This is a genomic window from Merdimonas faecis (assembly GCF_001754075.1).
GTDB lineage: Bacteria > Bacillota > Clostridia > Lachnospirales > Lachnospiraceae > Merdimonas > Merdimonas faecis.
Map to the genome: position 1 here is coordinate 83,378 of NZ_MIEH01000020.1, position 25,805 is coordinate 109,182.

Annotated in this window: 21 protein-coding genes; 7 read left to right on the forward strand and 14 right to left on the reverse strand. The window is 47.6% G+C overall.

Going from position 1 to position 25,805, the window contains the following annotated elements; genetic code table 11:
* Window positions 1-42 precede the first annotated feature (42 nt).
* From spoVG to BKD12_RS12260, 3 genes are read right to left on the reverse strand one after another with little or no spacing between them, the layout of a single operon-like run.
* Window positions 43-324, reverse strand: a complete 282-nt coding sequence (gene spoVG / locus BKD12_RS12250; RefSeq protein WP_070089626.1) for a septation regulator SpoVG — start codon at window positions 322-324, stop codon at window positions 43-45.
* A gap of 36 nt (window positions 325-360) precedes the next feature.
* Window positions 361-1,479, reverse strand: a complete 1,119-nt coding sequence (glgD, locus tag BKD12_RS12255) for a glucose-1-phosphate adenylyltransferase subunit GlgD (protein WP_070089627.1) — start codon at window positions 1,477-1,479, stop codon at window positions 361-363.
* Window positions 1,476-2,750 (reverse strand): glucose-1-phosphate adenylyltransferase, encoded by a 1,275-nt coding sequence (locus BKD12_RS12260; protein ID WP_070089628.1) that lies wholly within the window; start codon window positions 2,748-2,750, stop codon window positions 1,476-1,478. Before BKD12_RS12260 ends, glgD begins: the two co-directional genes overlap by 4 nt.
* Window positions 2,751-2,961: 211 nt before the next feature.
* On the opposite strand from BKD12_RS12260, the gene murC reads away from it, so the two are divergent.
* The 4 genes from murC to BKD12_RS12280 all read left to right on the forward strand — a co-directional run bounded on the left by murC (window position 2,962) and on the right by BKD12_RS12280 (window position 7,657).
* The gene (gene murC / locus BKD12_RS12265; RefSeq protein WP_070089629.1) at window positions 2,962-4,341 is read left to right on the forward strand and encodes a UDP-N-acetylmuramate--L-alanine ligase; all 1,380 of its coding nucleotides are present in this window, start codon (window positions 2,962-2,964) and stop codon (window positions 4,339-4,341) included.
* Window positions 4,342-4,468: 127 nt separating this feature from the next.
* Window positions 4,469-5,452 carry a DnaD domain protein gene (locus tag BKD12_RS12270; RefSeq protein WP_070089630.1) on the forward strand — a complete coding sequence of 328 codons (984 nt, stop codon included), beginning with the start codon at window positions 4,469-4,471 and terminating at the stop codon, window positions 5,450-5,452.
* Window positions 5,453-5,472: 20 nt separating this feature from the next.
* Window positions 5,473-6,489 (forward strand): ATP-binding protein, encoded by a 1,017-nt coding sequence (locus BKD12_RS12275; protein WP_070089631.1) that lies wholly within the window; start codon window positions 5,473-5,475, stop codon window positions 6,487-6,489.
* Window positions 6,473-7,657: a ribose-phosphate pyrophosphokinase gene (locus BKD12_RS12280; protein WP_070089632.1), complete on the forward strand. Its 1,185-nt coding sequence runs from the start codon at window positions 6,473-6,475 to the stop codon at window positions 7,655-7,657. Before BKD12_RS12275 ends, BKD12_RS12280 begins: the two co-directional genes overlap by 17 nt.
* A 96-nt stretch (window positions 7,658-7,753) precedes the next feature.
* Here BKD12_RS12280 and BKD12_RS12285 read toward each other — a convergent pair whose 3' ends face one another.
* The 5 genes from BKD12_RS12285 to asnS all read right to left on the reverse strand — a co-directional run bounded on the left by BKD12_RS12285 (window position 7,754) and on the right by asnS (window position 13,670).
* Window positions 7,754-9,298, reverse strand: coding sequence for an ATP-binding protein (locus BKD12_RS12285; RefSeq protein ID WP_070089633.1), 1,545 nt, complete (start codon window positions 9,296-9,298; stop codon window positions 7,754-7,756).
* A gap of 25 nt (window positions 9,299-9,323) precedes the next feature.
* Window positions 9,324-10,379 (reverse strand): metallophosphoesterase family protein, encoded by a 1,056-nt coding sequence (locus tag BKD12_RS12290; RefSeq protein WP_070089634.1) that lies wholly within the window; start codon window positions 10,377-10,379, stop codon window positions 9,324-9,326.
* Window positions 10,297-11,523 (reverse strand): sensor histidine kinase, encoded by a 1,227-nt coding sequence (locus tag BKD12_RS12295; RefSeq protein ID WP_070089635.1) that lies wholly within the window; start codon window positions 11,521-11,523, stop codon window positions 10,297-10,299. Before BKD12_RS12295 ends, BKD12_RS12290 begins: the two co-directional genes overlap by 83 nt.
* On the reverse strand, window positions 11,513-12,208 hold the full coding sequence (vanR, locus tag BKD12_RS12300) for a VanR-ABDEGLN family response regulator transcription factor (RefSeq protein ID WP_070089636.1): 696 nt from the start codon (window positions 12,206-12,208) through the stop codon (window positions 11,513-11,515). Before vanR ends, BKD12_RS12295 begins: the two co-directional genes overlap by 11 nt.
* 70 nt (window positions 12,209-12,278) lie before the next feature.
* A complete protein-coding gene (gene asnS / locus BKD12_RS12305) occupies window positions 12,279-13,670 on the reverse strand; it encodes an asparagine--tRNA ligase (RefSeq protein ID WP_070089692.1) in 1,392 nt (463 codons plus the stop codon).
* Between the two features lie 249 nt (window positions 13,671-13,919).
* On the opposite strand from asnS, the gene BKD12_RS12310 reads away from it, so the two are divergent.
* Together BKD12_RS12310 and BKD12_RS12315 are read left to right on the forward strand one after the other, a co-directional pair.
* On the forward strand, window positions 13,920-14,675 hold the full coding sequence (locus BKD12_RS12310) for an SDR family NAD(P)-dependent oxidoreductase (protein WP_070089637.1): 756 nt from the start codon (window positions 13,920-13,922) through the stop codon (window positions 14,673-14,675).
* A gap of 215 nt (window positions 14,676-14,890) precedes the next feature.
* Entirely contained in the window at window positions 14,891-15,391 is a 501-nt protein-coding gene (locus BKD12_RS12315; protein ID WP_070089638.1) for a QueT transporter family protein, read from the forward strand.
* Between the two features lie 71 nt (window positions 15,392-15,462).
* On the opposite strand, the gene BKD12_RS12320 is transcribed toward BKD12_RS12315, so the two are convergent.
* The 4 genes from BKD12_RS12320 to BKD12_RS12335 all read right to left on the reverse strand — a co-directional run bounded on the left by BKD12_RS12320 (window position 15,463) and on the right by BKD12_RS12335 (window position 22,480).
* Window positions 15,463-17,901 (reverse strand): hypothetical protein, encoded by a 2,439-nt coding sequence (locus tag BKD12_RS12320; RefSeq protein WP_070089639.1) that lies wholly within the window; start codon window positions 17,899-17,901, stop codon window positions 15,463-15,465.
* Complete coding sequence (locus BKD12_RS12325; protein WP_070089640.1) at window positions 17,902-19,053, reverse strand: class I SAM-dependent methyltransferase; 1,152 nt, start codon at window positions 19,051-19,053, stop codon at window positions 17,902-17,904.
* A 151-nt stretch (window positions 19,054-19,204) separates the two neighbouring features.
* Window positions 19,205-21,772, reverse strand: a complete 2,568-nt coding sequence (locus BKD12_RS12330; protein ID WP_070089641.1) for a sensor histidine kinase — start codon at window positions 21,770-21,772, stop codon at window positions 19,205-19,207.
* A gap of 12 nt (window positions 21,773-21,784) precedes the next feature.
* Window positions 21,785-22,480, reverse strand: a complete 696-nt coding sequence (locus BKD12_RS12335) for a response regulator transcription factor (protein WP_070089642.1) — start codon at window positions 22,478-22,480, stop codon at window positions 21,785-21,787.
* Between the two features lie 247 nt (window positions 22,481-22,727).
* Between BKD12_RS12335 and BKD12_RS12340 the strand changes: the two genes are divergently transcribed.
* Window positions 22,728-23,054: a sporulation initiation factor Spo0A C-terminal domain-containing protein gene (locus BKD12_RS12340; RefSeq protein WP_070089643.1), complete on the forward strand. Its 327-nt coding sequence runs from the start codon at window positions 22,728-22,730 to the stop codon at window positions 23,052-23,054.
* A gap of 416 nt (window positions 23,055-23,470) precedes the next feature.
* Here the strand turns inward: BKD12_RS12340 and BKD12_RS12345 are convergent, their stop codons facing one another.
* Both BKD12_RS12345 and BKD12_RS12350 read right to left on the reverse strand, forming a co-directional pair.
* Complete coding sequence (locus BKD12_RS12345) at window positions 23,471-24,394, reverse strand: alpha/beta fold hydrolase (RefSeq protein WP_070089644.1); 924 nt, start codon at window positions 24,392-24,394, stop codon at window positions 23,471-23,473.
* Entirely contained in the window at window positions 24,395-25,777 is a 1,383-nt protein-coding gene (locus BKD12_RS12350) for a citrate/2-methylcitrate synthase (RefSeq protein ID WP_070089645.1), read from the reverse strand.
* Between the last annotated feature and the right edge of the window lie 28 nt (window positions 25,778-25,805).

Sequence of the window (25,805 nt, forward strand, 5' to 3'; positions counted from 1 at the left end):
TCTGCAAAAGCGTTGTTCCTTTCCCTCATTTCTTAGTTTGCTTTATGCCTGTACTTCGTCGTCATCTGTTTCCAGCGCCTCCTGGTATTTCTCCAGGATCATGGTCTGGATCCGCTCTCTTGTTGCGGAATTGATCGGGTGTGCAATATCCCGGTACTCACCGTCCAACGCCTTCTTGCTTGGCATTGCTATGAAAAGTCCCTTCTCGCCTTCAATTACCTTGATGTCATGTACCACAAACTCTTCATCCATGGTGATAGAAACCACTGCTTTCAGTTTCCCTTCTTTTGCTACTTTTCTTACTCGTACATCTGTAATCTGCATCCTTGCTGCCCCTTTCCATCTGCGCCGAATCAGTTCCTACAGCGCATATCTCTCGTTCTTTTCTACAACTACTTTCACACCATTTTCCCCGACATAACGTGTATTTGCCCTGATGGTGTCTCTGCTCTCGACAATACAGTTTTCAATATAGCTGTTGTCTCCCAGATAGACATCATTCAGAATAATGGAATTCTTGATCACACAATTATTTCCGACAAACGTTTTCTTGAAAAGAATCGAATTTTCCACGGTTCCATTGATAATGCTTCCGCTCGCCACCAGGCTGTTCTTTACAACAGATCCCGGATTGTATTTTGCGGGAGGCAGATCGCTGACTTTGGAATAAATCTCCGGGCGCTGTTTGAAGAAATATTCCCTGACTTCGGGTCTGAGGAAATCCATGTTTGTCCGATAGTACGCATCCACCGTCGATATGTTGCTCCAGTAATCTTTTATTTTATAACCGTAAATCTTTTTCAGATTTTTATATCTGATCAGAATATCGGTTACAAAATCATATCTGTCTTCCTCTGCACAGTGCTCGATCAGGTCGATCAGGAGCCGTCTCCTGACTACATAGATCCCGGTCGATATCGTGTGCGAGTGTGCCACCATTGGCTTCTCTTCAAATTCTTCGATCCTCATGGAATCATCCATCTTGATCGTTCCAAACCGGCTGGCATCTTCTGAATCATCCAGCTCTTTGCAGACTACAGTAATATCTGCCTTCTTTGCAATATGGTATTCCAATACCTTATTATAATCCATCTTATAGACCGCGTCCCCGGATGTGATGATCACATAGGGCTCATGGCTTCTTTTTAAAAAATCCAGGTTCTGATAGATCGCATCTGCCGTCCCTCTGTACCAGTAGCCATTATCAGCCGTGATGGTAGGAGTGAATACATATAATCCTCCCTGCTTTCTTCCAAAATCCCACCACTTTGATGAATTCAGGTGTTCGTTGAGTGAACGGGCATTGTACTGTGTCAGCACCGCCACTTTCTGGATATGTGAATTGCTCATATTACTCAGCGTAAAATCAATGGCCCGATAGCTTCCGGCGATAGGCATCGCCGCAACAGCCCGCCTGCTGGTCAGTTCCCTCATCTTGTGATTGTTTCCGCCTGCCAATATGATCCCCAGTGCTCTCATACGCGCTCACCTGCCTTTATCAAAGTCTCACCGCTCTCCAGCACACCGTTCGGATAATCCTCCTTCACCGTGGCTCCGCTCAAAGCAGTGTTCTTTCCAACCTGTACCCCCGGCGGCACTATCGTATTTTCACCGATGGTCACCAGACCGAAGGAATAAATAGCCGGTTTTAATTTATTGGGAACATCGCTGCCGATACCAAGTGTGACATTTTCACCGATCTCACAGTTTTCCGCTATGATCGCCTTATCTACCACGCAGCCCTTTCCGATCACGGTATCCTTCATAATAATAGAATCCCGTACCACAGCGCCTTCTCCGATCACAACACCGGATCCGATCACACAGTTCTTCACTTCCCCGTATATTTCCGATCCGTTGCCAATGATACTCCGCTCGATCACTGCCTGTCCGGAGATATACTGAGGAGGCAGTATCCCGCTGTTGGTGTAAATCTTCCAGTATTCCTCATACAGATTAAACTCCGGCACAATATCGATCAGCTCCATGTTTGCTTCCCAATATGAGCCAAGCGTCCCCACGTCCTTCCAGTAGCCGTTATATTCATATGCAAACAGCCGCTGTCCCTTCTCATGGCAGTATGGAATAATATGTTTTCCGAAATCACAGCCCGGCTCATTCTTCAGTGCCACCAGCGCTTCCTTTAATACCGGCCAGCTGAAGATATAGATTCCCATAGACGCCAGGTTGCTTTTTGGCTCCGGCGGCTTTTCCTGGAATTCAGAAATCTGTCCGTCTTCTTCTGCTACCACCACGCCAAAACGGCTCGCTTCTTCTATCGGCACAGGCATGGCCGCAATCGTGACATCTGCCTTATGCTCTTTGTGATAATCCAGCATAACCTCATAATCCATCTTATAAATATGATCTCCGGAAAGAATCAACACATAATCCGGATGATAAGTCTCTATATAATCCAGATTCTGATAGATCGCATTCGCAGTTCCTGTATACCATTCGCTGTTGCTGCTTTTCTCATACGGCGGCAGGATCGTTACTCCCCCGAAATTACGATCCAGATCCCAGGAAATTCCGATACCGATATGTGTGTTCAGACGCAGCGGCTGATACTGTGTCAAAACGCCGACGGTGTCGATCCCAGAATTGATGCAGTTACTGAGCGGAAAATCAATAATACGGTATTTTCCGCCGAATGCAACGGCCGGTTTCGCAACCTTTGCTGTAAGGACTCCAAGTCTGCTGCCCTGTCCTCCAGCAAGCAGCATTGCAATCATCTCTTTCTTCCGCATGTCATCACCCCTTTTCAGTAATTTATTGCATCTATTATACCATAGAAATGAAAATCAGTGAACAATATTTACAAATAAATTGTTCTTTTCCTAAACTTTTTATGGAAATATCACAAAAACTTACAGCTTGGTTTTTTCTCCATATCTGTATATAATAATATGGAGAGAATATATTTTTATGACTACTACTTTTGGAAAGGTATGAAGGCTTATGTATCAGATTAATTTCAGCAAACCTGTACACATACATTTTATCGGCATCGGCGGCATCAGTATGAGCGGGCTGGCCGAGATCCTGTTAAAAGAAGGATTTACGGTCTCCGGCTCTGACAGCAAAGAATCCCCGCTGACCGACCGTCTGGAGGGCCTGGGCGCAAGGGTCTTCTATGGACAGAGGGCTTCCAACATCATCCCCGGCATAGACGCCGTTGTCTATACCGCTGCCATCCATGAAGATAATGAAGAATTTAAGGCAGCCGCGGATGCCGGGCTCCCTATGCTGAGCAGAGCTGAGCTTTTAGGGCAGTTGATGAAGAATTACGAAACACCGATCGCTGTTTCAGGCACTCACGGCAAGACCACCACCACATCCATGCTCTCCCACATCCTTCTTGCGGGAGATCTGGATCCTACCATTTCCGTAGGAGGTATCCTGAAAGCCATCGGCGGCAACATCCGGGTGGGTGATTCGGGGCTCTTTGTCACGGAAGCCTGTGAATACACCAACAGCTTCCTGCATTTCTTCCCGAAGATCGGCATCATCCTGAATATTGATGCGGATCACCTGGACTTTTTCAAAGATCTTGATGATATCCGCCGCTCCTTCCGGAAATTCGCCGAGCTTCTTCCAGAAGACGGCGCTTTGATCATCAATGCGGACATTCCGGACCTTGATGCATTTACCGAAGGTCTGAAGTGCAAAGTCATCCGTTATGGAAATGACAGCTCGCTGGATTACAGCGCCACCAATATTTTGCATGACAATGTAGGAGACGCGTCTTTCGATCTGGTAAAATCCGGTATCTTTATGGACCGCATCTCTTTGTCTGTCAACGGCGACCATAACGTGTCGAATGCGCTGGCGGCCATTGCTGCCTGCGATATCTTAGGCGTGCCTGTAGAAACCATCAAGCAGGGCTTAAAAGCATTCACCGGCACAAAGCGGCGTTTTGAATATAAGGGAGAGATAAACGGCATCACTGTCATTGACGACTATGCCCACCACCCGACAGAGATCCGGGCGGCGCTTGAAGCAGCCAGACATTATCCTCATCAGGAGATCTGGTGTGTCTTCCAGCCCCATACCTATACCCGGACAAAAGCCTTGTTCGCAGATTTCGTATCGGCACTTTCCACTACCGATCATGTAATCCTGGCAGATATTTATGCAGCCCGCGAGACAGATACGCTGGGGATCTCTTCCGGGGATATCGCGTCGGCTCTGAAAGAACAGGGTTGTGATGCCTACTACTTTTCTTCTTTCGAAGAAATCGAAAGCTTCTGTCTAAGACAATGCAAAAAAGGAGACCTGTTGATAACTATGGGTGCAGGAGACGTTGTAAATATTGGGGAGGCGCTTCTGAATCACTAGTTATCCACATTTTCCACAGGATTTTATCCACAAAAAACCTGTTTTTTGAAGCAGAAATTTCTTTTTAGAACGCCCTCCCGGTGCTATAATAGACTCCACAAAGTTTAGAAGGAGCGGCGTAAGAATTATGACGAAATTAACACTTAGAAATTGTGCACAGGATAATATTACTGTGTTGGAAAATGAATTTATCGACCATTACATGCTAAAGGCCAACGGAGAGTATGTAAAGGTTTATCTTCTCGTCCTGCGCCACCTGGGTGAGTCTTCTGGAAAGCTGTCTATTTCAGAAATGGCGGATGTCCTGGAATATACGGAAAAAGACGTGCTGCGGGCACTGAAATACTGGAAAAAGCAGGGAATCCTGGATTACAGCGAGGCCTACAGCGAAAGCAGCCACGAGGACAGCCGGGACAGCATCCCAAAAGAAGCCCCTTCTCCCCAGCGGGAGACTATGCGCCGTCCTTCCAGAGATGACAAGGACTTTAAAGAGCTGCTGTTTGTGGCCGAGCAGTATCTTGGCAAAACATTGTCGGCCACGGATGTGGACACGATCACTTACTTTTTTGATTCCCTGGAGATGTCTGCGGACCTGATCGAATATCTGATCGAATACTGTGTGGAGAACGGCCATAAAAGCATGCACTATATCCGGGCCGTAGCCCTTTCCTGGGATTCCCAGAATATACGGACCGTGGAAGAAGCCAAGGCAAACACTGTCCAGTATCATAAGAACTATTACTCTGTATTAAAGGCCTACGGCATCGGCGGACGGGCTCCCGCCTCCTCGGAGATTGCCTATATCCGCAAGTGGAGCGAAGAATACGGCTTCTCTCTGGACATTATTCTGGAAGCATGCTCGCGTACGATGAGTGCGATTCATCAGCCAAATTTTGAATACACGGATTCTATCCTGAAGAACTGGCAGGCGAAAAATGTACGTCATTTAAAGGATATTGAAGCCGTCGACGCAGATTTTCAGAAGGCCAAAGAGCAGCGGGCTGTTTCCCGGGAAAAGTCGGTAAAGGTAAACCGCCCCAATAAATTCAACAACTTCAGCGGCCGCTCCTATGACATGGACGACCTGGAGCGCCGGCTGATCCAGCAATAGAGAAGGAGAATATTCTCAATATGGCTTTAACCAATTCTCAATATGACCAATTAATGCGCATATACGAACAGCGTCAGATCGATGACGAACACCGGCTTCGGGATCATTATCAGAAAGCCTATTCCATGATCCCTGCATTAAAGGAGCTGGATCAGTCCATTTCTTCGCTGAGCGTAGAAAAGGCACGCCGTCTTCTGGACGGTGATTCCACGGCACTTTCTTCTCTGAAAGAGGATCTTCACCAGCTAATCCAAAGGAAAAAGAGCCTCCTTGAAGATCACGGGCTTTCAGAAGATTATCTGGAACTTTCTTATACCTGTCCGGACTGTAAGGATACCGGCTATATCGGCACCGAAAAATGTCACTGCTTTAAAAAGGCTATCACGGATCTTTTATACTTACAGTCAAATCTGCAGGAAATCCTGGACAAAGAGAATTTCTCTACCTTTTCTCTTGATTATTATTCCAGCAATCATATAGACCCGGTGACCGGGCGGTCTGCACTGGAAGCGGTACAGACTGCCTTAAAGGCATGCCAGGATTTTACCGTGCATTTTTCAGAGGATTTCCAGAACATCCTGCTGTATGGAGACACCGGTGTGGGAAAAACTTTTCTCTCCCACTGCATCGCAAAAGAAGTGATGGATGCAGGTTTTTCCGTAATTTACTTTACAGCAGCCGGATTATTTGATATATTTGCAAAGTGCGTGTTCGGCAGACATTCCGACGAAGAGGATGAGACGATGGATCATATCTATGGCTGTGATCTTCTGATCATTGACGATCTGGGAACGGAGCTTTCCAATTCCTTCACCACGTCACAGCTTTTTATCTGCCTGAACGAGCGCATTTTACGACAGAAACCGACGATCATATCCACCAATCTGGCACTGGAGGATATCAAAAGCATTTATTCGGAGCGGACATTCTCCCGCATCAGCAGCAATTATACGCTGCTTCGGCTTACCGGAGACGATATCCGCATCCAAAAAAAATTATTAAACCTGGGAGGTACAAAGGATGCTGCGACGCAATGATCGAAACCTGGACAACATTCCAATCGGAGCTTTAGGGCTCATTTCACTGGAAGGCTGCGAGGAAATGGGAGACAAGGTCAATGATTACCTTGTGAAATGGAGAAGAGAGGACGGACATATCCACAAAAACGATGTGGCTTTCAGCGGATATGAACGTGACACTTATCTGGTTAATGCCGGTGTTCCGCGTTTTGGCTCGGGGGAAGCCAAGGGTATCATCAAGGAATCTGTCCGCGGAATGGATCTTTACCTGATGGTAGATGTGTGTAATTACAGCCTGACCTACTCTTTGACCGGGCATACCAATCATATGTCACCGGATGACCATTATCAAAATCTGAAGCGTGTCATCGCTGCTGTCGGCGGAAAAGCCCGCCGCCTCAACGTGATCATGCCTTTCTTATATGAGAGCCGCCAGCACCGCAGAAGCAGCCGCGAGTCTCTGGACTGTGCACTGGCTCTGCAGGAACTTGTCCGCATGGGCGTAGACAACATCATTACGTTCGACGCTCACGATCCGCGTGTGCAGAATGCGATCCCGCTGAACGGCTTTGAAACAGTACGCCCGACCTATCAGTTTGTCAAAGGCCTGCTGCGCCGTTTTGACGACCTGAAGATCGACAGTCAGCACATGATGGCTATCAGCCCGGACGAGGGTGCTACCGAACGTGCAGTCTACCTGGCTAACGTACTGAACCTGGATATGGGAATGTTCTATAAGCGCCGGGATTACACCCGCATGGTCGGAGGACGTAATCCGATCGTAGCCCATGAATTCCTGGGCTCATCCGTAGAAGGCAAGGATGTGATCATTCTGGACGACATGATCTCTTCCGGAGACAGTATTCTGGATGTTGCCCGCCAGCTAAAACAGCGGAAGGCAAAACGAATCTTCGCCGCCGCTACTTTCGGCCTGTTTACCAACGGTATGGACAAGTTCGACAAAGCTTATGAAGAGGGCATCATCGATGCCATCCTGACTACCAACCTGATCTATCAGACACCGGAGCTTCTTGCGCGTCCTTATTATATCAACTGTGATATGAGCAAATATATCGCACTGATGATCGACACTCTGAACCATGACGGCTCCATCAGCAGCATCCTGTCGCCAAATGAGAGGATCCAGGAAGCCGTGGCACGGTATAACCGCGGCGAAGAAGTTTAGAAACAGCTTCCTGCCCATTAAATATCCAAGGCGCGTCACCCTGCGGGATTCATCTCGCATGGGACGCGCCTTTTTCATATCTTTCTCTATTTACTTCTATATCTCGGTCAGATGGTATGAAATCCCCATCTCATCCAGAAGCTTCATCTCCCGTTTCTGACAGGTAAAGATAAACACCTGCTTCTTATGCTCATCCAGCCATCCAAGAGTACTTTTTAGTCTCTCGTCATCGTAGTTGCCAAAAGCATCATCCAGGATCACCGGCATCTCCTCTTCCTGCAGGATACCGGCCGCCGCCATCCGAAGCGCAAACCAGATCTGCTCGGCTGTGCCCTGGCTTACCTGCTCCATAGCGATCCGCTTTCCTTCTTTTACAAGGAACATATGCAGATTATCCTCTACCCGGATCCTTTGATATGCCTGATTTGTGATCTGGCATACGATCCTGGCAGCTTCCTCATTCAGCTGTTTCTCCAGACGGAGCTTAAGTTCCTCAGACAGCTCATTCATCTTATCAATAGCCATCTGTACAGCCTGGCGCTTTTTCTCCAGCACCTGGTCTTTTTCCCCCACTACATCCATCTCCGCCAGCTGCTCCTGAAGATTTTCATACTGGATCTGCTTATCCTTCTGCTCCCGGACAGTGCGTTCCAGCTCCCATCCTAATTTTTCCACAGAGGCCCGTTCTTCCTCTGGAAGGATCTCCTCCATAATTTCCTCCGGCGACACCTGGTTCTTATCCTTGCCTACCTTCATGCGGTTCCACACATATACCGTGCAGGCAAGAAAAACCACGATCACCACGAAATAATTAAGCGGTCTTTGAAACAAAAAAATTGCCGCCACAATGGCAATAAGAAAAATGACGATCTCCAGCGGATGGATCCTCCATTTTGCCGGACGGATCTCGTCCACCAGGCGCTTATGCTCGCCCTGTTCCCGCCTGGTCCGCTCTGCCTGCCGGATCCGCTCACGAATCTGTTCTTCTTCTTCCTCCAGGCGGTGGATCTCTCTCCAGACAAAGGACGCCTCCTGTTCCACAGTTTCCCGCTGCCGCTGTCTTTCATACAGCGCCTCCCGGATTTCTTTGTCTATCGTCTTTTTTTGTTCCTCCAGACGCTGGATTGCCTGCTCGGGCCTGAGGTCTCCGTTGCCGGAGGCGCAGCAGCTGGTGGCATATTCTTTAAGCGCTGCCGCCAGGGACTGATCCGGCCGGGTCTTCAGCTGTCCGACGGATATGGTGTTGTCATACCCCGACAGATCCATCCCGCCCAGCAAAAGCTCCAGGTCCCCGTTTTCAATACTTAGGTTTTCGCCGTCATCCTCACAGACCAGCTCTGCTTTTTTATTCTGTTTATCAAAATTCCTGTCAATCCGGAATGTCTTCCCGCCACTTTCAAACCGAAGGATCCCTGAATAATATCCGGGATTTTCCCAGGGCTCGTAGATACTGTAAGTGTCGTAGACAGAAGCCCTTCCCCGGCCCCGTCCGATGCCGAACAGCATCCCCTTGATAAAAGTATGGATCGTGGACTTCCCGGACTCATTTTCCCCATAGATTATATTGATCCCGCTTTCAAAGCGAAGCTTCTGATTCTGAAATTTCCCAAAATTCCGAAGCAGCAGTCCTAGAATCTTCATATCTGTCCTCGTCCTTTGCTATTCTCTATTCCGCCCTTGTATCGATCAGCGCACGCACGCCCAGGCACAAAGCCTGATACTCCACACTGTTTTCTTCCGCTCCCAGAAAACTTTTGATGTAGCTGCCCAGAAGATTTTCTTCATTCTGCATCAGCAGCTTTTCAAATGCATATGCCGGCTTTGTCTCGTCTGACATCTCTACGATATTTCCGTAGACATCCATACCTCTAAGATCAAATCTGATCTCCGGATCCCGATACCCTGTTATCCGTACTTTATATATGTTCTGGGTACCGCCGGCTTCTATCTCGCGGCAGATCTGCTCTCTTAACTGAAAGCCGGTCATGGCTTTGTCCACCGCAATCCGGATCTGCCGGTATTCTCTCCCTGCCGAAGAGACAAACTCTGTCCTGCACCCTTTTTCATCCAGCTCTCCCTTCACATAGCCATGAGGGCCACAGTCTGCTGTATCTACCGGCTCCAGCGCTCCCGCATAGATCATCCGGTTTTCTTCCAGTACCTGCGGCTTATGGATATGTCCAAGCGCAACATAATCATATCCCTGGGCCAGAAGGGCGGCTTTATGAATAGGAATATGATTTTCATCTCCGCCGTGGGCCAGAAGGATCTCGTATTTCTGCCTCCGGCGGGGACGCTCCTGCTCGTACCTGGCTTCCCGTATCTCTCTGGAATGATAGCTCAGACCGTATACCGCCAGGTTGAGCTCCGGAAATTCCGCACACTCAAGCTTCTCTTCCTTCAGCATCGTAACGTTGCTGCTCCAGTGAAAAGTGCGGTAGTAGGAATCCTGACGGATATAGTCATGGTTCCCGGCGATCAGCACCACCTTTGTCTTTTCCAGAGAGGCGAACATCCCGCCCACCTCTTTGAGCTCTCTAAGGAGCGGCTGCCGGTGGAACAGATCCCCGGCCACCAGTAAAAGTTCTGTCTCTTCTCTTCTGCAGGTCCGGACCACCTCTGCCAGTGCGTCCCAAAGCTCACCGCTTCTCTTTTTGCTGTATGCGCTTCCTGCGTCCGGACTTGCCCCCAAATGTACGTCTGCGATGTGTATGAATCTCATCTGCGTGTTCCTCTTCCTTTTCCGTCTTGCTAGGCAGTGTTACGATAAACTGTGTCTTCAGATCATCACTCCTTGCCATAATCCTGCCGCCATGAAGCTCCACGATCTCCTTTGCGATGGCAAGCCCAAGCCCTGCGCCTCCGGTGCCGCTGGACCTGGAGCCGTCTACCCGGTAAAACTTCTCAAAGATCGTCTGCAGCATATCACCTGGTATCCGGTCTCCCCGGTTCGTAAACACGATCTCTACCTTTCCGCCCTTTTCCTGGGCCTCGATCTCGATCCTGGTATTTTCATAGCAGTAAGCGATCGCATTTCTCAAAATATTGTCAAAAACCCGGGCAAGCTTGTCCGGATCTCCATAAACCACCAGATTTTCCTCCACATTAACCTGGCAGCTTAAATGCTTTTCCTGCAGAACGCCATAGAGCTCGTCCGCCAGCTGTTCCAGCATGAAGGAAAGATTGATCTCAATGGGCTCCAGCTCAATCTGCTGAAGATTATATCTGGTAATATCAAAAAATTCATTGATCAGTTCCCCCAGCCGGATGGATTTTTCCAGGGCGATATGCGTATATTTCGCCCGCTCCTCTTCCGGCATGTCGGGATGGCTGTCCAGCATGCTAAGGTACGCCACGATAGAAGTCAGCGGCGTTTTTAAGTCATGTGCCAGAAATATGACCAGATCATTCTTTTTCTTCTCTCCTTCTTCTGCCTCTAATTCCTGACGGCGGATGGTTGCTTTGATCTCATTTAAGCGGATTTCAATCGGCTTCAGTTCCGTGATCAAATGAATCGGCTCATTGGAATCGGAGACGATGTTTTCAATCCCGTCTCCGATCTGATCTACGTATCTGGTCATTTTCGTCAGTGCGATATAGAAAAAAGCCGCAAAGAGCAGCAGGAAACCAACGATCATGTAGAACGTCTTATTATCCCCGATCAGTCTCCAGTACCAGTCAATGGCAGTCTGCTCATCCACATGCAGAGCCATCATGACATCAACAAAGATGTTGGCAAAGCTGTCGTTATAAATGCCGTCGATCACATAATTCAGCAGAAAGCCGCCTACCAGCACAGTCAAAGCCGTTACCAAAAGCGTCTGCAAAAGCATGCTGAACTTGAGTTTGCGATAATTATTCTTCAACCTTATAACCTACTCCCCATACTGTCTTGATAAAGTCTGATTTTCCGGTAGGCGCACTCATCTTCTCCCGCAGATGCCGGATGTGCACCATCACCGTATTGTTGCTGTTTTTATAATATTTTTCGTTCCACACTTTCTCAAACAACTCCTCGGAGCTGATCACCTTCCCCCGGTTCTCACACAAAAGCCAGAGGATGTCAAACTCGATCGGCGTCAATGTCAGCGGGACTTCGTTGTAAACACACTCATGGGATGTCCGGTTCAGGAATAGGCCTCCAAAGTCGATGATCTCTCCTTCTTCCTTGCCGCCGTCATTATACTGGGTATAACGTCTGAGCTGGGCTTTGACCCGGGCTACCAGCTCCAGCGGATTAAATGGCTTGGGGATATAATCATCTGCCCCCAAAGTAAGGCCTGTGATCTTATCCATATACTCCGTCTTGGCTGTCAGCATAATTACCGGAAATTTATATTTCTCCCGGATCTGTTTTAAAATCTGAAATCCGTCGATATCCGGCAGCATGATGTCCAGGATGGCCAGATCAATCTTCATGCTGTGGATACAGTCGAGCGCATCCTGACCCGTATAAAATTTGTATACATTATACTGGTCATTCTGCAGATACAGTTCAATGACGTCAGCAATCTCCTTTTCGTCATCTACTACTAAAATATTCATACTCATGTGAACCTCCTTATCCGCCCCCCGCGGGGAGAAATAATGATGTCCCCCATTTCATTCCTTTTATTATGGTCTATAAATCGCAGTTATTCACTGTACGCGGGAACGGAATCACGTCGCGGATGTTGCTCATTCCCGTCAGATACATAATGCAGCGTTCAAATCCCAGACCAAAGCCTGCATGTCTGGTCGAGCCGTATTTGCGCAGATCCAGGTAAAATCCATACTCTTCTTCCTTCATTCCCAGCTCCCTCATCCGGGTCAGAAGCTTGTCGTAATCGTCTTCCCTCTGGCTGCCGCCGATAATCTCACCGATTCCAGGCACCAGACAGTCTACTGCAGCCACAGTCTTTCCGTCATCATTTTGTTTCATATAGAATGATTTTATTTCTTTCGGGTAATCTATCACAAATACCGGTTTTTTGAACACTTCCTCTGTCAGATACCGTTCATGCTCTGTCTGCAAGTCTGCTCCCCAGGACACCTTATACTCAAACCTGTCATTTTCTTTTTCCAGGATTTCAATAGCTTCGGTGTAAGTGATCTTTGCAAACTCAGAAGACACTACATTGTTCAGCCGGTCCAGAAGACCTTTGTCCACAAAGGAATTAAAGAAATTCATTTCTTCCGGCGCATGCTCAAGCACATAGCTGATCACATATTTCAGCATGGACTCTGCCAGCATCATATCGTCCTCCAGATCCGCAAAGGCCATCTCCGGCTCGATCATCCAGAACTCTGCCGCATGTCTGGTCGTGTTAGAATTCTCTGCACGGAAGGTCGGCCCGAAGGTATAAACATTGCGGAAAGCCTGTGCATATGCTTCTGCATTCAGCTGACCGCTGACCGTCAGGCTGGTCTCTTTCCCGAAGAAGTCCTGGCTGTAATCCACCGCTCCTTCTTCTGTCTTCGGAACATTTTCCATGTCCAGTGTAGTAACCCGGAACATCTCGCCGGCCCCTTCACAGTCGCTTCCGGTGATCAGCGGTGTGTGCACATACACAAACCCTCTGTCCTGGAAAAATTTGTGAAGCGCATAAGCGGTCAGAGACCGGATGCGGAACACTGCCTGGAAGGTATTGGTCCTGGGCCGCAAATGAGAGATCGTGCGGAGAAATTCAAAGCTGTGGCGCTTTTTCTGCAGCGGATAATCCGGAGATGATGCTCCCTCCACCTCCACGCTGTCCGCCTGTATCTCAAATGGCTGTTTTGCCTGAGGCGTAGCCACCAGAGTTCCGGTCACGATAACCGCCGTTCCTACATTCAGCTTGGAAACCTCTGCAAAGTTGTCCATTTTATCGTGATAGACTACCTGCAGCGGTTCAAAAAATGTCCCGTCATTAACAACAATAAATCCAAAGGTTTTTGAATCCCGGATACTCCGGATCCATCCTCCTACCGTAACTTTCTGATCCAGGTAGGCTTCCCTGTTTTTATATAATTCTCTGATCTCTGTGAAATTCATGATTTGATCTGCTCCTTTACTTTCAAGATACTTTTCGCCCATTATAACATATTGTCCCCGATTTTTAAAGCTTGGCACGCACCATATATGAGCCCTCTTATCATTCTTTCTCCGGTTTTGTCTATTTCTCCACAATAATCTGTTAATTTTTATCAAAAGCACGCTTATTAGTCTTATTGACATTCTTTTTATTGTTTTATATAATTATTTTGTAGTTTTTTTTAATTTTTCAGATAAGGAGAAGTGTTTATGGCAAAAACAGCAATCATCACTGGCGGTTCAAGAGGAATTGGACGGGCTCTATCTTTAAAATTAGGCGAGCTCGGATATAATGTCGTAATCAATTACCGCAGCGAATCTTCAAAGGCAAAATCCGACGAGGTCGCAAAGGAACTGGAAGACACTTATCATGTAGAAACTCTGGTCGTGCGGGCAGATGTAAGCAAATATGAACAATGTGAAGCCCTGGTAAAAGCCGCGGTAGAGCGTTTTGGCGACAGGATCGACGCCCTGGTGAACAACGCCGGCATTACAAACAACTGCAATTGGATCGACATCAAACCGGAGGCTTATGAGAGCGTGATCGCCACCAACCTTATGAGTTTCCTCCACATGACCCATCTGGTTCTGCCATATATGGTAAATCACAGCAGCAAAGACGAGCAATGTGTAATCTGCAACACTTCTTCTGTCGGCGGACTGACCGGCGTGATCAATCAGGCTGATTACTGTGCTGCAAAGTCCGGCGTCATTGGCCTGACGCGCGCACTGGCACTTGAATATGCGGCAAAAGGAATCCGCGTAAATGCCATTGCCCCCGGAATGATCATGACCGACATGCTGCGCGGGGTAAATCAGGATGAACTGAATGCCCTGGCCGCCACGATTCCTGAAGGATATATCGGAGATGTCTCTGACATCGCCGGCGCTTTGGAATACATCTTTACTGCCCCATACCTGACCGGACAGATCATCTCGCCAAATGGAGGCTTCGTACTGCAGTAGACGTCCTGCCCCGTATGGAAGAGCCGTCCTTATGCCAGGAGGCTCTTCCATATTTACATTTTCCTTGATTTCCGGCTGCTGCCGTGCTATACTAACAGACGTTGCAAAGCCCATAAAAACCAAGGTCTATACGGGCTTGCCGGCGGTCACCGCCGTAAAATGTGCCGAGTGTTCGAGACCTTCCACTCGTAAAACAAAACTAAAGGAGAGAAAAAATGAAAAACAAAAACATTACTTTCATGACACAGGCAGCCATGATTGCTGCCATCTACGTGGTGCTCACTTATGTATTCGCACCCTTCTCATTTGGTGAGGTTCAGATCCGCATTGCGGAAGCCCTCACGATCCTTCCGGCATTTACACCGGCTGCAATCCCAGGACTATTTGTAGGCTGTTTCATTGGCAATACGCTTGGCGGCGCCATTCTTCCCGATATCATCTGCGGAAGCCTGGCTACCCTGATCGGCGCCTGCTTCACCTACCGGCTGCGGGAAAAAACATTTTTCCTGATGCCTCTGCCGCCCGTCATTGCCAACATGCTGATCGTACCCTTTGTTCTGCGGTACGCTTACGGCGTGGCACTGCCAATTCCGTTCATGATGCTTACCGTAGGGATCGGCGAAGTCATTTCCTGCGGCGTGTTAGGCTTCGTACTGTACAGCGCATTGAAAAAATACAAAAACAGCATCTTCCCGACCGCCGGCTGTCAGGCATAACCCGTGTGGGGACAGGGGGAAACGCAAATGGGGACGTACACTTCGTGCAAAAGTGTACGTCCCCATTTGCGTTATCCGATATATGTGCTGCCGCTGCCTGCGGTCATCTGATCCATCTCTGTATAGCTGACGCTGCTGCGCTCCCCGCTGCTTACGTTTACATAGATCACGCTTGCATCTGTATATCCCACCAGGATTACCGCATTCTGTGCATCCAGCATTGCGATTACCGGCCGGTCCTGATTGATCACATACAAGAGTTCTTCCGTGGTGCAGCCTGTCAGATCCAGGCTTTCTCCCATGACTTCTTCCATGATGGTCACCGGCGCCTCTCCCTGTGACAGACGGCTCCGGATATTTTCGATCACATCGTCTTTTCCGCTGATCGTATACTGCAGATCCCGGTTTCCACGCTCCCAGATATACTGCTGGTCCTCGGACACGACCACGCCATTGATCTCATTGGCGGCCCGGATCGCTTCTCCGGCGCTTTCATAGCTGTCCTGCAGCTCGCCATAGCCGTACACGTCGTACCGTTCGGTTTTTTCTCCGGATTCAAATGAGATCTCCTTTGGATTTTCAAACAAAATCTGTTTAGGCTTTAATACCTTAGGTTCCTTATCGGAAATGCCGTCCTCATAGGTCAGACGCATCTGCGTCCCTTTCAGTTCCGTACTGTAGGATTCCAGGTAAATGTTGCTTTCTTCCCGCTCTGTATTGTTGGTAATATAATCCGGTGAGATATTGGTATATATTTCTCCATTTTTCGACACTCTGTTCAAAGTGATCATATTATCCTCAATGGATATTCCCAGCACATACGCACCATCCGTTTGATAGGTCTCTTTTACAGTTCCCTTGCTGTCCTGAATTTCTACCTTATACATCGGTACGACAGCCTCTCCGGAAACGGTCCTTCCGGTATCAGAGGTACTGACCACTCCATATACCACATCGTCATTCATAAATCCCAGAGGGCGGATACATTCATTTTCGCCGCAGGTAACTTCCCATTCTTTACCTGTCTCCAGGTTCAGCACCTTCACGGTCCTTGCCGTATCGATATCCCCGTCTACCTGATATCCCACCAGACGACCGTCTGCAGACACGGCATACTGGTCTTCTTCCAGCCCCTCTACTACAGCCTCATTCCAGTCTTTTTCCACATCGTACTCGTACAGAGTCCCTCCTACCATGGTATACAAAACATTTCGGTCCGCACTGTAATACATAACCTTTCCCAGTTCATTTTCTGCATGCGCATAGGACTGGTCGATAGCGACAAATACTTTTTCTTCCACAGAGTTCTGCTCAATGTCATAATAATATACCGCAGCCCCTACCTGTCCTTCATGCTCGCCCCGGTTCATGTAGCCGTATACCGCAAACATGGTATTTCCCGCATCATCTATTTCCAGCAGCCATATCTTATGCTGGCGCACCAGATTCCTGGGATCTGTATTCTCCGCAGACATAAAACTGGAAACCAGAGATGCCTCATCTGTATTTTTGTTATAGTTCCACAGCTCGTTTGCCGTCACAAAGGACACAACCGACCCGTCTCCGTTTACCAGATAGGGCGTATCCGAATCCGCAATCCCCAGAAGGACCCCATTTTCGCTAAGCACCTGCTTTGTGGGATCAAAGATCTGTTCCATCGTACGGTCATAGTCCAGCAGATAAGTGGAACCGCTGTCTGCCACATGCCGTACCCGGAAATATTCCTTCGTCTGATAAAGATCCGTCTCATTTTCCTCTCCGGTGCACCGTGCCAGGAACTGGATTTCCACGGAAATAGATACGCTGTTGATCTCCTTGATCATCCAGCGTTCTCCCTGCTCCACCTGCGGATTAAGATTTCCCCAGGTCACATGGTCATAATCCGAGTGGATCGTCACATGCTGGTAGGTGGAGTTATCACTTTCCTCCCCCGGCTCCAGCGCTGATTCGATTCCTGCCGAGCTGTCCTTTGACAGTGCCCCTTCGTGAAATGTCTGGATATAGTTAAGGTTTTCCAGAATATCTTTTCCGGAGGCATCCGTCACTCTCGTATAATAGTATATATCCTCCTCACTTTCCGTAGTAAGGACGATCTCCAGCACACCTTCCCGGTCAGTCAGCCTGGATGGATCGATTTCCAGCGATACATTCTCCGCCGGATCACTCTCCTCTCCGTTTAGAAGTTCCTCCGTACCGTCCAGAGAGTAAACACACCATTTAAGCCCGGTGACTTTATTCTCATAGGCCTCGATCGCAAGATCTATTTTCCCGTTTTCAATAGGAGTGATAGTATCTCTCATAGACGGGATATCCATGCTTCCGGAATATCCGGATAATGTATTTAAGCTATAGCCCTGATAAGAAAAGGACACCTGCGGATATGTGGCTCCTCCCATATCTGCCGTCATATTATCGTTTCCGCGGTTGGTAATATATGCAAATATGATCACCGCAAGCAGAAAAACACCCGTCAGTATCCCTGCATGCTTCAGTCTTTGTTTCCACTTCATTTATACTTCCCCTTTATGATCCAGAAGACGTTTCAGCGTCGGCGACACATGCAGAAATTCTTCACATTTTTTTATGGACTCCTGATTCTCCCCGCATTTTCCGTTCTGCACCGCCCGGATCAGTATATTCTTTGGCGTGTGTTCCATGTCAATAAATTCCAGGATCTGGACATCATAGCCCTCCCGCTCCAGATACTCCGCCCGCAGCGCATCTGTTACAAGAGCCGCCATCCGTTCCCTGATCAGCCCGTATTTCAGCACCGGAGCAAGCACATCGCTTTGAATCTGCCTGTTCAACTCATGCTGACAGCAGGGCACAGACAGAATGACTTTCGCATTCCATCCCACAGCTTTTGCAAGAGCGAAATCCGTAGCCGTGTCACAGGCATGGAGCGTTACCACCATATCAACCCGATCCACGCCGGTATAATCCGCAATGTCGCCCACCAGAAATTTCAGCTTCTGGTAACCGTATTTCTCTGCCAGCTCATTGCAGTGGATAATAACCTCCCGCTTCAGGTCCAGCCCGATGATCCGGATGTCATAGCCTTTCAGCTCATGCAGATAATAGTACATGGCAAAGGTAAGATAGGACTTGCCGCACCCGAAATCCAGGATCGTCAGCTCTCTTCCCCTCTCCAGCCTGGGAAGGATATCCTCGATAAATTCCAGGAACCGGTTGATCTGGCGAAATTTATCATATCTGGCGTGCACGATCTTCCCTTCCTTTGTCATCACGCCCAGATCCACCAGAAACGGCACCACAGTTCCTTCCTCTAAGATGTAATGTTTCTTCCGGTCATGAGAAAGCTCTGCCGGTCTGATTTTGCCGGTTTGTGCTTTCTTTTTGACCGTCACCTTTCCCTTCTTGCTTACAAGTACCGTATAAAGATTTTTCTGCGTTTCCAGCTGCATCTGCTTCATATTCTCCATCTGCCGGGCCAGCGCCTCGCAGGCCTGCGGCGCCGTCAGGTTCTCATGAAAAGCCTGCCGGTTCCGGAACGTCTCAACCTGAAAGAAAAGCGTCCCCTTCTTCAGAAGCGGGCGCACCTTGACCTTCTCTGTGCCATCCTTAATCCGCGGATTGCTGAGTACCGCTGATAAAAACTCTGTATTTAGATTTTCCTGTAATAAAACTCTTAATTCATCCATATCAATCCTTATTGTAATGTTTTTTCCAGATAATCGCAATAGGGACAGGGCATTTTGCAAAAAGGGACAGGGGGAAACGCAGTTGGGGACACCCACTTTTGCAAATGGGGACGTACACTTTTGCAAAAAGTGTACGTCCCCATTTCGCCCGTCAGAACGTGATCGTCACACGGAACAGATCTCCGTCCAGATACAGCTCGAATTTTCCTCCCTGCATCTCTGTCAGAGTTTTTGCAATGGACAATCCCAGCCCGCTTCCCTCCGTGCTTCTGGAGATGTCTCCTCTGATGAAGCGCTCGGTAAGTTCATCGGCTGAAATGTTCAGCGGCTGCTGCGATATATTTTTCAGACTGAACACCGCCTTACCGTCTACGACTTTCAGATCAGCATAGACCCGGGTGCCTTCCATGGCATATTTTGCCGCATTATTATAAATATTTTCAAGCACACGCCACATCCGTCTTCCGTCTACCCGGATGATGACTTCTTCCTCCGGCAGCGTCAGTACTTCCGTCAGATTCCTGGCCTTAAATTTTTCCTCAAATTCCCCGCTGGTCTGCTGGATCATCTCCACAAAATTAATGTTCATGAATTCCAGTGTAATATTTCCGGAGCTTACCTTAGACGCCTCCACCACATCTTCTGTCAGAGTCTTCAGCCGCTGGGACTTTGCCTCCAGTATCTCAATATACCGCTGTATCTTAGGATCCTGGAAGTTTTCCTGCTTCAGAAGCTCTACATAATTGATGATGGAAGTCAGTGGTGTCTTGATATCATGGGATACATTGGTGATCAGATCGGTTTTCAGCCGTTCGCTCTTAATGCTCTTTTCCAGCGCCCGGTCCAGTCCCTCTCCGATCGAATTGATGTTTTCCGCAATATCCTTCTGTTCTTCCGAAAGCCCTGCGATATCGATCTTATAGTCCACCTGCCCGCCGGCAATCTGCTCAATCCCTTTCTGGATCTTATGCTTCCCGATAGCATCCCGGATCAGATATATGAATACCAATATTTCCGCCAGCACCATCAGTCCGAAGAAAAAGATATTTCCATAGCTGAAGAACGCCATCCAGTGGAAGAGTACTATGACAGCAAATATCAGAATCCGTTTCCACACAATGTGCATGTTCCGGAATATTGTCTTCAGGAAATGCCCCAGACTGCGGATCAGACTGTTCTTCCACAAAATTTTCGCCTTGATCCTGCGTACCAGACTTAAGTACCCGGTCAGGAACAGTGCACATGTATAGAGTGCCAACAGACCGATCATGATCATATTTCCTGTCGAAATATACGGTCCGATCTGGCTTCCTCCTGTCTGTATCATATTCCCGTATTCATCGTAGGATACCACAGATGAAACCGATATATTTGTCCCCACTAAAATGACCGGAACAAACCATGCCAGGAATATCAAGCATGCGGATATCTCTGTTTTCCAATGATCAAATGCCATCAGATGCAGCTCCTCATCCCTTCTGTTGTACCCCGCTCCTGCCGTCAGGATCACCAAGCCCAGAACAAACAGGAGAAGTGCAGCGCCGCCAGCGGCAAACACCCACACAGCTCTTCCCCCGTACTCCTCATACAGCTGGCTTTCCGTATAGAAAGAATCCTGCACCGGGTAAGACGTATCCACACTCAAAGCAAATACATAGGCATCGTCATTTCCCTGCACCTGCAGCGTACTGCGCCATTCTTCAGCGTTTACATTCTTCATATTCGTCTCAAAATCCGCAAGCCGCGGATAGATGATAGCATACTTCCCGCTTTCCCGGATTTTATTAAGAGTCGTCTCCAGATCCTCTCCCATCTGGTACTCTTCTCTGTTAGATATAATCTGCTTCGCAGTCTGATCTACGTATAAGTAAGTAAAATTAGTATCTCCTTCCTGATAGGATTCCAGAATACTCCGATACTGATCCACTTCCCAGTATATAGACAGCACCGCCGATTCTACCGTATCAAAGGCATCGCTCAAATGTCCATTCCAGGCTTCATCTTCATTAGCCACCTCCAGGATGCTTTTCCCTTCAACTGTCTTATACTCTTCCTTGCACCAGTATCCGTCATAGTTCCAGCAGTCCACATACAAAATCCTGTTATCTTTATCCTGCACGCCCTTAAAGGTATCTGTCCCTTCCGTTGAAAATGTACGTTCCTTGAGAGATAAAAGAATGTCCTCCTGCGTCATGCCACTTTCATCTGATGCCATTACAAAAGAAAGATCTCCGTTTTGAATCAGCTCTTGAAATTCGGAATAGTAATAATAATGATAAGTCCCGTCTGCCCGCCGGCAGACAACAATATTGTCCTCATAAGAGTCCTGCTCTTCCGATCCGCTGCCAGCAGTCTTGCCCCAGGAGACCAAATCTCCCAGCCGGTAGGAAAGACTTCCCGGATTTTCTGCATCTGTGCTCTCTCCCTGATTATAGTTTCCTACATTTATAATCTTTTCCGGATCATATGCTCCGTCTGTCTCAAACACTTCCCTGCGGCCAAGTGCGCTGCTGATCCCTTGCCCTGTATGCAGGACCTGATCTGCAAAAGTCTTTGTGTCTTCATATTTCTCTGCATGAGTCCCGCTAAACATCTCGCTTCGCAGGACTGGATAAGACATTAAACACATAAAACAGCATACCATGATCAGCAAAAATGCATGTTCCGCTATAATAAGGATCCCTTTCGCAATTGTTGTCTGATACCACTTCTGTTTCATAGCGTCCCCTTTCTACAACTTTTCCACTTTATATCCGACTCCCCATACAACCTTCAGATATCTGGGCTCCTTCGGATTGATCTCTATCTTTTCCCGGATGTGCCGGATATGCACAGCCACGGTATTATCTACCCCTATTGCATCTTCATTCCAGATTTTCTCATAAATCTGATCAATAGAAAAAACTTTTCCCTGATTCTTCACCAGAAACAGTAAAATATTGTATTCAATAGGAGTCAGCTTTACCGGCTCCCCGTCGACAGTTACCTCTTTTAAATCGTCATTGATAGACAGACCTCCCGTCGAATATACCGCCTTGCCCTCGTCCATTCTCGTACTGCCAAGCTGCGTATATCTGCGCATCTGGGACTTTACTCTTGCCACTAATTCCAAAGGATTAAACGGCTTTGTCACATAATCATCTGCCCCTACATTTAATCCTAATATCTTATCAGCATCTTCTGATTTTGCCGATAAAATGATAATGGGAATATTATTCTCTTCCCGGATCTTAAGTGTCGCCCGGATTCCATCCAGCCGCGGCATCATTACATCAATGATCAAAAGATCTATTTCCTCTTCTTTTAAAATCTTTAAAGCCTCTTCGCCGTCATAGGCTTTTCTGACCGTGTAGCCTTCCTGTGTCAGATATATATCAATTGCCTCCACGATCTCTTTATCATCATCACATACTAATATTTTCGACATCTCAACCACCTCCTTGTTTACTATACAAGAATAACAGGGAATTTTTAAGAGCCACACAGGAAAATTATTAAGAAATTCTGAAAATATCTCCTTCTCATTTATGTCGCAGAATGTCGTATTCTATCGAACAATTTCCTATTCTGTCTAAATTTCTTTTTCCTATATTATTTTTGGATATAATGAACAAAATGGCATGCTATCACTTTGGAATGAACAGAGAAATTACATATTTTTGAGGAGAAGCGACATGAATGAAAAAGAAATCGAACACCTTTTGCGTTCTCTGGGAATAGGCGCCACCTATCGGGGTTACCGTTATCTAAACTACGGAATCAGACTATGCCTGATCGACGAAGATTATCTTTTATCTGTCAGCAAGCTTCTATATCCGCAGATTGCAAAATACTTTCATACTACCAGCTGCAGTGTGGAGCGTGACATACGCACTGCTGTCAAGGTGTGCTGGGAACGTGGAAATATAAGCCTTCTGCAGGAGATTGCTCTGCGTCCTATCCGTATTCGCCCCACTTCCAGTGAATTTCTGGATATATTAACGGCCCATTTAAGGAAATAGTCTGAAAACAAAGCTTTTGCCCCCTCCTTCTCTGTTTCTTAAGGGCGGCTTAAGAAATTTTCTTTTTCTTTTATAGTTTTAACATACTTTAGACATATTTATCACTTATACTAAAACACAGATAGTTAAAGAAACTATCTCCCCCTCATTAAAGTACAATACCGCAGATGAATTTTTCAGCGGCATATACTTTACTCTCATTCCTTTAGATAGCTATAACAACAACGAAACCCGTTAGCCGTGATGGTTAACGGGTTTTCGCTGTATTCTACAGCCTATAAGCGTAACAGGATCCTTGTTTGAAACCTTTAGGCCGCTATCCCGGCAGCCAGTATCATCCGAAAATTTGCACAATAAAAGGACGCCGTCTGCGTCCTTTTATTTATCCAAACTTTCTATCTAAATTCTGCTGGTTTTCAAATCCTCTCTTCCATCCACTTCCAGATATCTTCATACACCTGCTGCCGGTCCTGCTCATTCAGGATCTCATGCCGGTCTCCCTCATAGAGCTTAAGAGTCACGTCTTTGATCCCGGCTTCCCTGTACTGCCCGTAGATCTTCTCCACAGTCTTCCCAAAATCACCTACCGGATCTTCCTTCCCTGATGCAAGAAGAATGGGCAAAGTCCGGGGGATTCTGATTGCTCCCTTTTTCCCGGTGATCTTTTTCATTCCCTCAAACATCTGGTAATAGCCATTAACCGTAAAAGTAAAGCTGCAAAGAGGATCCGCCTCATATACCGCACGGATCTGCGTGTCTGAGGTCACCCACTCTTTTTTGCTCTCACTGGGCTCAAACTTTCGGTTATAGCTTCCAAGCCCCATCCGGTCGATCATACGGCTCCTGTAATGCCAGCCCTTCACCAGCGCAAAAGCCCTGCACAGCAGCTGTCCGGCAGACAGCAGCAGATAGCTCTTGTCACCGGTTCCCATGATAACGGCTCCTGAAAGCCCTCTTCCATGTGAAAGAATATACTGGCGCAGAAGAAACGAACCCATACTGTGCCCCAGCATAAAATAAGGAACGCCCGGATACCGTTGTTCCGTGCGCTCCCGAAGCTTCTGAATGTCACCTGTCACGCACCGGTTGCCATCCGGCTCATGGAAAAATCCATAATTTTCTTCAGAAAGAACCGATTTTCCATGACCCAGATGATCATTCCCCGTTACATACCATCCCTTTTCCGAAAGCCATGCGGCAAATCCGTCATATCTATCGATATATTCCACCATCCCGTGACAGATCTGCAGCACTGCCTTCACTTCCTGCTCCGGCACCCATTCTACTGCATGGATGCTGGTCTCCCCGTCCGAAGAGGGGTAATAAAATTCCTGTTTCATCTACCGTTCTTCCATCCTTACATAATCCCGGTACGGTGCCAGCGGCTTGTATGCCGGACGGATAATCTTATCTACATTGATCAGCTCTTCCAGTCTGTGGGCGCTCCATCCTACGATACGGGCAGCCGCAAAGATTGGTGTGTACAGAGCTGACGGAATTCCCAGCATACTGTAAACCAGGCCGCTGTAGAAGTCTACGTTGGCATTTACACCTTTATAGATCTTTCTCTTTTCAGCAATGACCTCCGGCGCCATGTTCTCTACCATCTCATAAAGGGCGTATTCCTTTTCATAGCCTTTTTCTTTCGCCAGCTTCTGAACAAATTCCTTGAAGATATCCGCTCTTGGGTCAGATACAGAATAGATCGCATGTCCCATTCCATAGATCAGGCCCTTCTTGTCAAATGCCTGTTTCTCCAGCAGCTGTACCAGGTAATTGCGTACTTCATCTCTGTCTTCCCAGTCATGTACCTTTTCTTTCATATCCTCGAACATCTGGGTTACTTTGATATTCGCACCGCCGTGCTTCGGTCCCTTTAAGGACGCCATCGCCGCGGCGATCGTAGAATATGTATCGGTACCGGAGGATGTTACCACGTGTGTCGTGAACGTGGAGTTATTTCCTCCGCCGTGATCCATATGAAGCACCAGAGCCATATCCAGGATCCTGGCCTCCAGCTTCGTATATTGACGGTCTTCTCTCAACATCATCAGGATATTTTCCGCCGTGGACAGCTCCGGTGACGGCGCATAGATAAACAAGTCATCGCCCAGACGGTAGTTATATGCATGATACCCGTAAACCATCAGCATCGGGAACTGGCTGATCAGGTTCAGGCACTGGCGCAGCACGTTGGGGATCGATGTGTCATCCGCCTTGGCATCATAAGAATACAGGCTTAAGATCGACCTGGACAGGCTGTTCATCATATCCCGGCTTGGCGCCTTCATGATCACGTCTCTGACAAAGGTAGGCGGCAGCGTCCGGCGTTCTACCAGAGTCTTGTGGAAAGTAGCAAGCTCCTCTTCATTTGGAAGCTCTCCGAAAAGCAGAAGGTAGGAGATCTCCTCAAATCCGTAATGGTCTTCCTGAAGGAACCCTTTGACCAGGTCTTTGATATTATAGCCACGGTAATACAGATTTCCTGCACAAGGCACTTCTTTCCCATCCACAACTTTAGTGGCACATACGTCGGAAATATTGGTCAGTCCTGCAAGCACACCTTTTCCGTTCAGGTCACGCAGTCCCCGCTTCACCTCGTACTTCGTATACAGCTCTTTATTTATGGCATTTTTTTCTTCACATACCTTAGCAAAGTGCTCGATCTCTGGTGTCACCTCAAATAATGAATACTCTTTTAATGAAAAATCTTTGTTCGCCATTTGCTTCACCCTTTCCTTTTTTCTTTAT

Bases quoted from the DNA above. Each gene is read 5' to 3' on its own strand.
- BKD12_RS12285 (WP_070089633.1), bottom strand. From the start codon at position 9,298: ATGAAGATTCTAGGACTGCTGCTTCGGAATTTTGGGAAATTTCAGAAT.
- BKD12_RS12345 (WP_070089644.1), bottom strand. From the start codon at position 24,394: ATGAAACAGGAATTTTATTACCCCTCTTCGGACGGGGAGACCAGCATC.
- BKD12_RS12270 (WP_070089630.1), top strand. From the start codon at position 4,469: ATGACGAAATTAACACTTAGAAATTGTGCACAGGATAATATTACTGTG.
- spoVG (WP_070089626.1), bottom strand. From the start codon at position 324: ATGCAGATTACAGATGTACGAGTAAGAAAAGTAGCAAAAGAAGGGAAA.
- BKD12_RS12260 (WP_070089628.1), bottom strand. From the start codon at position 2,750: ATGCGGAAGAAAGAGATGATTGCAATGCTGCTTGCTGGAGGACAGGGC.
- vanR (WP_070089636.1), bottom strand. From the start codon at position 12,208: ATGAGTATGAATATTTTAGTAGTAGATGACGAAAAGGAGATTGCTGAC.
- BKD12_RS12290 (WP_070089634.1), bottom strand. From the start codon at position 10,379: ATGAGATTCATACACATCGCAGACGTACATTTGGGGGCAAGTCCGGAC.
- BKD12_RS12275 (WP_070089631.1), top strand. From the start codon at position 5,473: ATGGCTTTAACCAATTCTCAATATGACCAATTAATGCGCATATACGAA.
- asnS (WP_070089692.1), bottom strand. From the start codon at position 13,670: ATGAATTTCACAGAGATCAGAGAATTATATAAAAACAGGGAAGCCTAC.
- BKD12_RS12310 (WP_070089637.1), top strand. From the start codon at position 13,920: ATGGCAAAAACAGCAATCATCACTGGCGGTTCAAGAGGAATTGGACGG.
- BKD12_RS12280 (WP_070089632.1), top strand. From the start codon at position 6,473: ATGCTGCGACGCAATGATCGAAACCTGGACAACATTCCAATCGGAGCT.
- BKD12_RS12335 (WP_070089642.1), bottom strand. From the start codon at position 22,480: ATGTCGAAAATATTAGTATGTGATGATGATAAAGAGATCGTGGAGGCA.
- glgD (WP_070089627.1), bottom strand. From the start codon at position 1,479: ATGAGAGCACTGGGGATCATATTGGCAGGCGGAAACAATCACAAGATG.
- BKD12_RS12325 (WP_070089640.1), bottom strand. From the start codon at position 19,053: ATGGATGAATTAAGAGTTTTATTACAGGAAAATCTAAATACAGAGTTT.
- murC (WP_070089629.1), top strand. From the start codon at position 2,962: ATGTATCAGATTAATTTCAGCAAACCTGTACACATACATTTTATCGGC.
- BKD12_RS12315 (WP_070089638.1), top strand. From the start codon at position 14,891: ATGAAAAACAAAAACATTACTTTCATGACACAGGCAGCCATGATTGCT.
- BKD12_RS12320 (WP_070089639.1), bottom strand. From the start codon at position 17,901: ATGAAGTGGAAACAAAGACTGAAGCATGCAGGGATACTGACGGGTGTT.
- BKD12_RS12350 (WP_070089645.1), bottom strand. From the start codon at position 25,777: ATGGCGAACAAAGATTTTTCATTAAAAGAGTATTCATTATTTGAGGTG.
- BKD12_RS12340 (WP_070089643.1), top strand. From the start codon at position 22,728: ATGAATGAAAAAGAAATCGAACACCTTTTGCGTTCTCTGGGAATAGGC.
- BKD12_RS12330 (WP_070089641.1), bottom strand. From the start codon at position 21,772: ATGAAACAGAAGTGGTATCAGACAACAATTGCGAAAGGGATCCTTATT.